Below are 12031 nucleotides of genomic sequence, written 5' to 3' on the forward strand. Positions count from 1 at the left end.
TAGTACTTCCAATATGTATTTTACTCTTACTTGCTTTAACCAACGCTAAAATAGTTCAGTTAGATTTAATATCACTGGAAAAATTAATTTTTTAGATAGAATACTTAAAAAAAGCGTTTAACAGCATAACTATTTCGAAATAGTTTGTAAAACAAGGGAATTACCGTAAGAAATTTACTATATATTCTTACACAAAAACCAAGTATTTACCTACATCGCTAGTAGTTTCTATTCATATATTAAGTCATAAAACCATATTTTAACGTTTTATAACCAAATTTAATTTAAAATTCACCCCTTACATTCTTACGTAATCATTCCCTTAAAGAATACTGCAATAATATTAGTTATTTTAACATCAGAATTAAGGAATTTAGCTGTTTTTTAGGAGGGGTTTTGCCCCTTGAATCAATTCGTAAAATGTACCAAATAGAGGATTAGAAAATAGTTTCTAAAAAAAATTAAATAATACTTGATTAATTAAATAAATTGCCTAAAATTTACTCGCTTCAAAAAAACAACTGATTTACATTTTTCTATTAACGATCCCCGAATTTTATATTAATGATTATTCATGTTATTTAATTCCTTAGATTTCTTCATCTTTCTACCAATAGTTTTTATTGTCTATTGGACCCTTTTTAAAAAGAATATAAAACTTCAGAATATTTTTATTCTGATTGCTAGTTATTTTTTTTACGCAATGTGGGACTGGCGCTTTTTGTTCTTAATCCTTGCTAGTACCATTGTAGATTTTATCATTGGACCACTGATACATAATAGCGATTCTAGCAAAATTCGGAAAAGATGGTTATGGGTAAGTGTTATTTTTAATATTGGTCTCCTTGGTTTTTTTAAATACTACAATTTCTTTGTTGACTCTTGGATCGACATGATGAATACAATAGGATACAAAGCAGATAATTCATGGACTTTACAAATTATATTACCCGTAGGAATATCATTTTATACATTTCAAACGATGTCCTATTCTCTTGATATTTATTACAAGAGACTAACTCCTAATAAAGATTTTATATCCTTTGCTACTTTTGTAAGTTTTTTTCCGCAGCTAGTTGCAGGACCTATCGAGAGAGCTTCCAATTTACTCTCACAAATAACAACTAAAAAAACCTTTAACTATATACAATGTAAAGAAGGTATTAAACTTATTCTTTGGGGTTTATTCAAAAAAGTAGTAATCGCGGATTCTATAGCTCCGATAGTAGATGATATCTTTGCTAATTACGAAACCTACTCTGCCTCTACTCTAGTTTTGGGAGTTTCGTTATTTAGTTTTCAGGTATATGGTGATTTTAGCGGATATTCTGATATTGCGATTGGGACTTCGAAGCTCTTCGGTATAGAATTAATGTCTAATTTTAAGTTTCCTAATTTTTCAAGAAATGTTGCAGAATATTGGCAAAGATGGCATGTTTCATTATCCACATGGTTTCGCCATTATGTATACATTCCACTTGGAGGTAGTAGAGTAAGCAAACTAAAATCCGTTAGAAACATTGTTATCATATTTCTAGTAAGTGGCTTTTGGCATGGTGCTAACTGGACCTTTGTAATTTGGGGAGCTATTCATGCACTTCTTTACATTCCTGTATTTCTAATGGGTCGCAATCGTATTTATATGAATAATGTAGTAGCAGAAAACAGATGGTTTCCATCTATTAAAGAGATATTTCAAATTTTGTTGACATTTTCTTTAGTAACTTTTTCAAGAGTGTTCTTTAGATCGGAATCTATTACGGATGCTTTTGGTTTTTTAAAACAATTATATTCTAATTTCAAATTTGAAACTTATGCGCATCCTTTGGGATACAGAATGATAGATTATTTTATTCTTTTAGCATTGTTTGTGCTTTATGAGTATTTAATTAGAAGAGATGAAAGATCTCCATTTAAATTCAAATCCAAAATTGTACGATTTACTTTATATACTCTGGTAATACTAGCGATGCTATTATTTTTTGACGATAATATAGATCGATCTTTTATCTATTTCCAATTTTAAAATGACTATCTAATCCACTATACAGTATGAAAAAACTTATTCTTAAAAGTGCTTTATATTTTTTTCTGATACTCATTTCTTTGGAAGTATTGGTTCGTGTTTTTCATTTGGGAAAAGATACTCCCACAAGAATATTAGATGAAAATAACGTTGAAAAATGGTTACCAAACCAACAGGGGTTTTCGGTTACAGGAAATAGAAGACAAAATTTTTCAGAATTTTATATTAACAATTCAGGATACAATTCGTACAGAGAATTTATACCTACAATGGATAAAGTTGAAGTTGCATTGGTAGGAGATTCATTTATTGAAGGTTTTCATCAAAATTATTACAATTCGATTGGTAAAAAAATCGAAAAATCTATTCCTGAAATTGAAGTTTATGAATATGGATATGCAGGATATGACTTTGCTGATCAACTACATTTAGTAAACGCTTACCAAGAGCAATTTAACGCGATTGATCATGTTATTTTGGGAATAAAATTTTCAAATGATTTAACCAGAGGAACCTACAAAGTAGTACAAGGAAGATTAGCTTTAGAGTCGCCAATGAATCGATTGCTCAAAAAAAGTAAACTACTAGTTTATTGTAAAAGCATTGGTATCCTAGACCCTCCTCAAATGTTACTTTATAGACTAAAAAGTCTTCTGAAACCACCTACTCCAACAAATGAAATTTCTGACAAAGAAAAACAAGAAGCATTACAGAAAAAAGAAGAACAGTATTTAACTAACTTCAAAAGCTTAGTTAATACCTATGGTTTTGACAAGACTCGCTATACACTATTGTTAGATTCTAAGATCACTAGTGACTATTTTATCGCATACCTTGATAGAGAAGGCTTTAATTACATCGATTTTGCAGATTATTTTGCAAAAAGCAAAAAGCCAACAACATTAATTTATGATAGACATTGGAACGATCATGGTAGAGAGTTAATAGCAAAATCAATTTCGGATTACCTGAAAAAGATACCTATCATTGAATAAACTATTGTTTTTGTACGATTTTTTGCATTTTGGAAGAACCTAAAATCAAAAATGATTTTTCTTGTTCTGATAAAACTACTACACGGACATCAGAAACCTTATCTATGCTGGTATACAAAAAGTCAAAAACCTTACTACGAATGGATCTATACTGGTCTGAATTATAATCTATCTCGGGAAGATTTTCATCGTAATTTAGATCTTCTATTTTAGAAACTTCATAAGTCTCCGAAGTTATTCCTAGCGATTGTTTACGTTTCGCTTTATAATTTTTATAACGTACATATGCAATTTTGAATACAAACTCTTTAAACAATACTTTTGTATACTCTATGTTTCCTTTTATAATACCTAATAAAGATCTTTTGGGATATATGACCTGATGTTCAAAATTATAAATATGATTGCACCACTCCCTTTTATAACTCAAATCTCCCATACCCATTTCGTAAGATTTATGGTCATTAGCTATCAACCAATCTACCTTTTTATAAATCTCAACACTGCCTAAACTAAACTTAGAATAATCAATATCATATGAAGAAATTGCACTAAATAATCGATCCTGAAAATGATGATTTAAGGAAACAATAATTGGCTGATCCCCATCAAAAGCGACAAACATAGAAGCTTTTTTCTCATTAATTAAGTTGAAATACAGTTTCTTATAATAATCCCATCTTAAGAGACTCTGACTAACATCGTTACGTTGCTCAAATCGTCTGATTAGCATTTTTTCAAGACTATCCATATAAGCATCGTAGGTGTCCTTTTCTATGCTACCATAATATGTTTTATAAGTAATATCAAAACAAGTCTCTAATCGCTTAATTCTCCTTCTTATACCTTTGGCATTACTTCTAAAACGATGCTTGATATATGCATCTGCATTAGAAAAACCATCTAAAAAAATAGCATATCCTTTAAAAAACTGATCCACCTTTTTGACAGTAAAGTTTGTATCATCTAGACTTGGTTCTAAATAGTCTGGAATAAAAAAAACAGAATATATTTCATTCGGTTCATTTACGAGTGTACTGTCATGATTTTTATTTTCAATAACTTCGGTGGAACTTTCGGATTTCACACCGGAAAATACTTTAGGAATTGAGGATTTTTCGAAAAGCTCGAAGAAATAATCTATACTGTTTTTTTTCACCCGATTGAATTTCTGGATAATTAATATTATCTGTTGTTTAGTCTATAATATGGAAAGAAGTAATTATTAAGATCCTCTTTATCTAGCTGTGCGTATGTATCGCAAGATGATAAACACAACTCATCATAGACTTTCTCATTAATTACCTTTCTACCTGTATAAAATGTAGCATCTTCATCTTTTGGGAAAAGCGATTTTTTATTCTTATACAATCCATCTCCATCCTTCATTCCTCCTCCTAAAACATAATATTTCTTTCCATTACTAATTGCCCACTCGATTACTTTAACGCGTAAAAAATCATTAGGACGATAGCTAAAGTACTCAGCATTCGTTCCTCCTAAAAAGGCAAATATGGTATCCTTATAATTAATAATTAACTCAACAGAAATTGGTATTTCTTGATAGTAAACAACAATGATGGAAAAATTATCAAGATTAGATAAAATTAGATCTTCGAAATAGGTGTTAGAAAAAAAATAAATTTTATCAGCATTATTTCTAGTCATTGTATCTTCATATATACTATGAAATATTTTAATGATGTCCTTTGTAATTTCTTGTTTATGAAATACCTTAAAATCCAAATCATAATTTATCGCCTTCCTGTAATTATTACGAACCTTTGGTAAAAAGGCATTCCATTGTTCTTGGAAATCATTAATCAACATTCCTTTTACATTAGAGAGTGTCTTAATCAACGAACCAGAATAATTCTGATGATTTGAATTTAAACTAAAACGAATAAACTCTGTTATTACATTATTTTCCTTATACCAAACATCAACTAAACGCCAAAACTCGGATAAATCTGCTGCTGTTATATCTTCATTAAACAAGGGTCCACTATACCCATATGGACTAATAGCATCGTAATAAGGAACATCATCATTATTTATCTTGATTTTTCTTAAAACAAAAGGCATTAAAACTATAGGAACATCATCTTTCTCTAACAAAAAACATCTTAGATGATCTCCTTCTTTCTCAAAATAACGCATATGTTCTATAGAATAATACACATTATTTCCCCATCTTTTTGTAAGCAGATCTCTGTAATTCTGTATATCTACAGAATCATTGAGCTCTTTAATTTGTATTTTATAGTTGTTCAATGCAAAAATGTTTGGTATGGATATTTCGGTTTAATAGTACTCTTAATCTAGGGGGATAGATTTTTTTTTATTTCTTTAAATTATTTCATTTTTTGGGTTCTAAAAGTTTATAATATTGATGTATACTCTTAGATAACACTCCTGAAAGCCAGATAATTCTTCCACAATGTTCTACATGCCAGACCGCTTTACCATCAAAAATGTTTCCGGCCAAAAGTGGCCCCATAACATGTAAATTCTTAGATGACTCTAAGGATTCGTTAACATCAAAACCAATATTAGATTCATTAGGAACACATAGTTCTTTTTGAATCAAATTCTTTAACAATTCAGGAACGTCTGATGCTTTTAAATTTGTACCTCCGATACAATTAAAAACAACATCAACAGTATCTTTACTTATCTTATTCGTTTTAGATGCAGTATCTAAATATTCGAAAAAATATGCCTGATCAGATTCTTTTTTAATATCAACAAATCTTCCCGCAATATGTTCAAAACGATTTTCCTCTTTTAAAGCATCGATAGTTTTAGAATAATGGTATCCTGCACAACGTTGTCTACGTCCAATATCATTACCATACAAGCATGCAAACTTTCTTAATTCTTCCCGATTTAATTTTTTAAGTAATGCTCCGAAAGCACCAGATATTATATCGACTGTAGAAGCTGCTCCTAATTTAACATCATCAGCTACATCTAAATCTTTATACGTTGCTTCGGCAATTTGGCTAGCAGTCAAGTCTTCCTTGTCCTTAAGAGCTAATAAATTTTTAGGAGTATATTTCTTCTTTCCTTCTTCATCTATAATAGAATCTGGAGAAAGTCCTTGTGTAGATAACATTGTAAACTTATCAATCTTGGATCCAATAGCATCCAAATCATTCAGTTTATACAACATCTCTAATCCACTCGCATTTGCTCCAACAATTAAAGCATTTACTTCTTTAGCGTTCTTGCCTTTTAAAAACAACTCTAATTGTCCTAAAACTTCACCCAAATTTGGTTTATAAGGGTTATTGATAAACATTAGATTATCCTGCTCAATTAAATCCTCATTCTTCCATAATTTTAGTGTAGGAAGTGAACCTACCGAAAGAATAACTTTTTCTGATGATATTTTTTTATGATCACATAATGATAAGGTATAAGAGTCATTGTTCTTATCAATATCTGTTACTTCGGAGTTGATGTAATCTACCGTTACCCTTTTCTCATTTATGGCTTTTTCAAGAGTACTTTTTACTTTTTGATCAATATAAGAGCCAAAAAAGCGACGTGGAATAAACAGATCTTCCCATTCATTATTTTTAAGCCTTTCTTTGTGCGTGGCTAACCATTCTAGAGATAATTGTCCACCCTCTGTTCTAAATTCATCTAATAGCCATTCTTTATTTAGATTAAGCCATTTAATGAATTTACTCAATTCTGGTTCTGGCAAAAAATTCTTCAACGAAGTAATTAATAAAACCGAGTAACCAGATCTAACACCGTATGGAATACCAGTATAAAACTCTGGATATCGATCAATAATTGTAAGTGAAATTTTCTTGTCAATTGGTTCTTTTTCTAAAAGATCAAGAAAATGTAATATAGAGAATGAGGATGAAATTCCTGATCCAATAAAAGTGATATCTGTGTGGTTAATTTCAAAATCCATAAACTATGGTTGTTTTGTTTTGATTACACGCGCTGGATTTCCAACTACGGTAGTATATTCGGGAACATCTTTAATAATAACTGTACCGGCTCCTATCAATGTTTCTTTTCCTATTTCTTTTACTCCAGTCATAGCAGTAACTCCCATACCTATATAAGCATTCTTTCTAACATTAATGAGCGCTCCAATATTTACCCCAGAAGACATAAAAACTCCATCTTCCAATGTTACATGATGCGCTATGGTACTATCCATATTGATCATAATATAATTTCCTATGTTAGTATGCGGCATTACAATGTTACCTGCTAGCATATACACTGCTTCTCCAATGGTAACATCCGGAGCGATTGAGACAGTATGATGTAAAAAACCGGGAATACCATATCCTTCTTTTTTTAAAGTTGATAAATACTCAACTCTAACAGCATTAACACCAATTGGGCAATACACATCTTGTATTTTATTTTTAAATTCATCCAAAAACAAGTCTTTATACATACCAATAACAGGTATCCCTATAACGTCCTTACCTATTAGCTCTGGATTATCATCTATAAAACCGATGATATTAATTCCAGCCTCTTTTAGGTAAGAAGCATATACTTGACCTTGCGTTCCAGCGCCAATGATTACAGCATTTTTCACTTCTTTATAATATAGTTTTTAGTTGTTTTAATTTAGTATGGTTAATTATTACCTGTAAAGGTAGGCATATTTACATTTTCGCCACTATTGATATCTTCTTTAAAGAGAACTTTCTTTATGGTTTTAATTATAATTTTTATGTCGAGTTTAAAACTAATATTTTCTGTATACCAAACATCTAATTTAAACTTCTCATCCCAAGAAATTGCATTTCTACCATTGACTTGTGCCCACCCAGTAATTCCAGGTTTAACATCGTGTCGTTTTTTCTGAACATCATTGTACAAAGGCAAATATTTAACTAATAGTGGTCTTGGACCAATCAAACTCATATCCCCTTTTACAACATTAAATAACTGTGGGATTTCATCTAATGAGTATTTTCTTATAAACTTACCTGTTTTAGTAATTCTTTGATCAAAAGGAAGCAATTCTCCATTTTCATCTTTCTTGTCATTCATACTCTTAAACTTAATTATTTTAAAAATCCTTTCATTTTTACCAGGTCTAGACTGAAAAAAGAAAGGTTTTCCGCCATTTGCTATTGCTAATAGTACAATTAATATTAAGATAATTGGCGACAAAAAGAGAATGCCAATAAAGCTTAAAGTAAAATCGATAATACGTTTTATAAACGACTGGTACATATAATTTATGCTTGTAATTCTGATTCTATACAATTAAGTAAATCTCCAACATTATTCATGTTCATGAGATCCATTAATTTAAACTTGATATTAAATGTTTTTTCAACTTCTGTAATAATCATCATATGGGTAATAGACTCCCATCCATCAACATCATTTGCAGTTGTTTCATCAGAAAGTTCAAAATTTTCATGCTCTAACACAGCGATGAACGCTGTTCTTACTTTAGATAAAATATCTTCTCTACTCATCGATTGTTTTTATTTTTTAGGTATTTATGTTAAGTCAAAATGTTTTTTTAGTTCTCGTCTATCAATTTTACCATTGATACTATGAGGAAATTCTTTTACAAATCTCACATGCATTGGAATCATATATGATGGCATCACTGATTTCATATGGTCAAAAATAATTTCTGTATCAAATTCCTCAGATTCAATAGCTAATCCAAGCTCAGCGTTTCCTAGATCATTTGTAATATCTAACGCTACCATATTCACTTTTTTTTCAGATTTAGATTTAGCATGAAACTCTATTTCAGCTAATTCCACACGATATCCTCTAATCTTTACTTGAAAATCTGCTCTACCTACGTATAAAAAATCTCCATCTTCATCTTTTAAACAAAGATCTCCTGTTTTATAATAACGAATGCTTTTCCCATTTTCTTCTCTTTCGAAAAAGCTTTTAGCATTTCGTTCTTCATTTTTCCAATAACCTGGAGTAATTTGTGGCCCTCCTAAACACAATTCTCCTGTCTCTCCTATTGGAACTTCTTCATTATTATCATTAACCACTAAATATAAAGTATCTTTTTGTGGTGTTCCGATAGCAATTATCCCATTGTGGGCTTTTGTTGCCGTTTCTTTATGATACGGATAAAAACCACTATATACCGTAAATTCAGTTGGGCCGTAGTAGTTAAATATTTTACAATTTGGTAAACAATCACTCCATTCCTTCGCTATATCACTATGAAGGGCTCCTCCTCCAAAACTACAATATCGTACATCTGGTGCATTTATTTCTCCAAAATAAGGTCTTAGATAATTGATGATGGACGGAACCATAGTTAGCACAGTTAACTTTTCCTCATTTATTAACTTGAAAATATAAAAATACTTAATTGCTCCTTTCGGAATCGTATACATGCAGGAACCTGCTAATAAAGGAAATAAATAAGCAACTACAGAAAAATCAAAGGTAAGTTCGAACATCTGTAAGCATCTATCTTCCGGAACCAGATTAAAAGTTGGTTCAGCATCTATAGCTCCAACTAAAGCTTGCACATTATCAAATGTAATCGGAACTCCTTTTGGTAATCCTGTAGTTCCTGAAGTAAATAGAATATAAGCTAAATCGTCTCCTTTAATTTTTCTTGGTACCAAATTAATGTTAGTATCCGACAACTCTTTTGACGCAATTACTTCATAATCATCATAAATTGAATTTTCTGAAGAGTCTATTACATACTTCGTTTCAGTTTGTTCAAAAACTTTACTATTTCTTTCAAAAGGAACTTCTGGATTGACTGGTACATACGCCTTACCTTCTAACCAAAGTGCTAAAATACTAGCATAGGTTTGTAAATCATCATTAGTAACCAAACCTATTAGCTTTTCCGAATCGTCAATTTTATTTATAACAGCAGCCCTTATATTTGATATTTGCTGTGCAAAATCTTTATACGTATAACATGTTCCATTTATGCATAATACGTTTAGTTTAGCATGCTGTTCTATTGATTTTTGAAGTCTATTTACAAATTCCATTTTGGTCTGGTTGATTATGCAATTAGTTAATAAAAATGTCCATCTCGATTTAACATTTCGCAATGCTCCGTATCCACGTTGGTTTCATTATGAGCTAAACCTTTCTTAGTTACTTTATGCGTAAATATTGTTTTAAACCTTTTGGTTATGTTATCTGACAACTTAGTATCATCAGTAAACATAAAAGTTGTCTTTTGTCTTATAAAATTTTCTAACAAGGCATCAACACAAATATCATAGTTTTCTTCTTTGTCAACTATAAAATATTTTACATTCAATTCATTATAGTTAATAACATAAGATATAAAACCTACTATTTCTTCACCTTTTGAAATTTTAAGATTGTGCAAATAAATATTGTTACTAATTCCTGTTTGCAAAGACTTATGCGGATGTCTTTCTGGCACAGGAGTCTGTAGGTACTGACTTGCATCTAATTGCCAATTGACATATTCTTTTGTTTTATAAATTAAATCGTTTTTACAGGAAGGTTTTATAAATTCCCAAGTATCATCATCTAATTGATTTACATATTCATACGAAAGTGACTTTACTCTATTTTTTAATTTTGAAGTATTTAGATATCTTATGATACCGCCAACAAAACCATCCACTCGATCTAATATAAATTTAAAGGATTTTAAAAATTTAAACCTCCCTATTATCATAGAGGCATCTAAACTAAAAAATATGGTGTGTCTTAATCTCGATGCTATCACAGTAAAAGGCTGCTTTTCATAAAAAGCAGTTACATTTTCAGCATATGACTTTATCAGTACTTGTTTTCCTGTTAGATTAATTGCTTCATTATATATATAAGTCCCTAAAACAGTATCCTTATAGGACTTATGAACCCACCAAGATATCATCCAATATACCTTTTGGGGCTCTACATTACCAGCGTTTAACAAATCAGGAAACATAAAAATAAAAGAAATCATTTTGTCTCCTTCATATCCTAAAACACCACAATAATCATTCTCTTCAATTCTGTTATTATTTACCAACCATATAGCTTTACTTTTAGGCAAAGGAGCAAGATCATTCTTCCAATACGTATTTTTATCAATAGCTTCTCTTAACATCTTTTTGGTTAAGCCTATAACTTGTAAATCTTTACTCATTCTATATTTGCTATAAATCTAATATTAGTTAGTACCATTAAACCATTCTGAAGTTAACTCATTGGATAAATTAACATCTTCTTTTTTTAATACCTTTTTTAAGGTAAGACCAATTATTTTGACATCTAGTAAAAAACTACAATTTTCTACATACCATACATCGTACTCAAATTTTTTTGTCCAGGAAATTGAATTTCGACCATTAACTTGAGCCCAACCGGTAATTCCAGGTCTTACATTATGTCTTTTTTTCTGTGTTTCGTTATAAACAGGTAGATATTCTATGATTAGTGGTCTTGGTCCAATCAATGACATATCACCTTTCAAAACATTTACAAGCTGCGGAATTTCATCTAAAGACGTTTTTCTAACAAATGTTCCTACAGAAGTCATTCTATCCTTATCAGGCAGTAAATTTCCATCAGAATCCTTTAAATCATTCATCGTTTTAAACTTAATGATACTAAAGATCTTCTCATTCTTTCCTGGTCGCCTTTGAACAAAGAAAGGTTTACCATTATTTGCAATAGCTAAAAAAACAATTAGTATAAAAAACAAAGGAGAAATACATAACAACACCACAAATGCAATGCTAAAATCTAATACTCTTTTAAAAATTTGTTTATACACTCTACTCCTTATTTTAAAAATAAATAACAATCTAAAGCACAAGAAAACATCTGGCTTATACCTTTACTATAAAAATACGGGGGAAACGAGATAGATAAATGACAAATATCTGACAAGGGGAACGCAGTGATCATCATATCTATAATTCTGTATTTAGAATCGGTGGCAAATATACAATCTATATTTTACTTTCTTAACTAAAATTAACTTCTTTTTAAACAAAAATAACACTTGTCGTACCTACCTATTTTAAAG

Annotated in this window: 11 protein-coding genes; 2 read left to right on the forward strand and 9 right to left on the reverse strand. The window is 30.3% G+C overall.

Annotated features, from left to right (window positions below):
* The first annotated feature begins 703 nt into the window (after positions 1-703).
* Complete coding sequence (locus ACWNT5_RS16280; protein ID WP_456517929.1) at positions 704-2026, forward strand: MBOAT family O-acyltransferase; 1323 nt, start codon at positions 704-706, stop codon at positions 2024-2026.
* A 26-nt stretch (positions 2027-2052) separates the two neighbouring features.
* Entirely contained in the window at positions 2053-3021 is a 969-nt protein-coding gene (locus tag ACWNT5_RS16285) for a hypothetical protein (protein WP_456517930.1), read from the forward strand.
* A gap of 1 nt (position 3022) precedes the next feature.
* Here the strand turns inward: ACWNT5_RS16285 and ACWNT5_RS16290 are convergent, their stop codons facing one another.
* The 9 genes from ACWNT5_RS16290 to ACWNT5_RS16330 form a co-directional block, all read right to left on the reverse strand.
* Positions 3023-4180 (reverse strand): GNAT family N-acetyltransferase, encoded by a 1158-nt coding sequence (locus ACWNT5_RS16290; protein WP_456517931.1) that lies wholly within the window; start codon positions 4178-4180, stop codon positions 3023-3025.
* A 26-nt stretch (positions 4181-4206) separates the two neighbouring features.
* Entirely contained in the window at positions 4207-5295 is a 1089-nt protein-coding gene (locus ACWNT5_RS16295; RefSeq protein ID WP_456517932.1) for a GNAT family N-acetyltransferase, read from the reverse strand.
* 85 nt (positions 5296-5380) lie between these two features.
* A complete protein-coding gene (locus tag ACWNT5_RS16300) occupies positions 5381-6955 on the reverse strand; it encodes an FAD/NAD(P)-binding protein (protein ID WP_456517933.1) in 1575 nt (524 codons plus the stop codon).
* Positions 6956-6958: 3 nt separating this feature from the next.
* Positions 6959-7603, reverse strand: coding sequence for a NeuD/PglB/VioB family sugar acetyltransferase (locus ACWNT5_RS16305; protein WP_299601720.1), 645 nt, complete (start codon positions 7601-7603; stop codon positions 6959-6961).
* 41 nt (positions 7604-7644) lie between these two features.
* Positions 7645-8250 carry a sugar transferase gene (locus tag ACWNT5_RS16310; RefSeq protein WP_299601722.1) on the reverse strand — a complete coding sequence of 202 codons (606 nt, stop codon included), beginning with the start codon at positions 8248-8250 and terminating at the stop codon, positions 7645-7647.
* 5 nt (positions 8251-8255) lie between these two features.
* Positions 8256-8501, reverse strand: a complete 246-nt coding sequence (locus ACWNT5_RS16315; RefSeq protein ID WP_299601724.1) for an acyl carrier protein — start codon at positions 8499-8501, stop codon at positions 8256-8258.
* Between the two features lie 24 nt (positions 8502-8525).
* Positions 8526-10022, reverse strand: coding sequence for an AMP-binding protein (locus tag ACWNT5_RS16320; protein WP_456517934.1), 1497 nt, complete (start codon positions 10020-10022; stop codon positions 8526-8528).
* A gap of 26 nt (positions 10023-10048) precedes the next feature.
* Positions 10049-11146 (reverse strand): hypothetical protein, encoded by a 1098-nt coding sequence (locus tag ACWNT5_RS16325; RefSeq protein ID WP_456517935.1) that lies wholly within the window; start codon positions 11144-11146, stop codon positions 10049-10051.
* 24 nt (positions 11147-11170) lie between these two features.
* On the reverse strand, positions 11171-11776 hold the full coding sequence (locus tag ACWNT5_RS16330) for a sugar transferase (RefSeq protein ID WP_299896365.1): 606 nt from the start codon (positions 11774-11776) through the stop codon (positions 11171-11173).
* Between the last annotated feature and the right edge of the window lie 255 nt (positions 11777-12031).

The sequence above is a fragment of the Aquimarina sp. 433 genome (assembly GCF_054054605.1).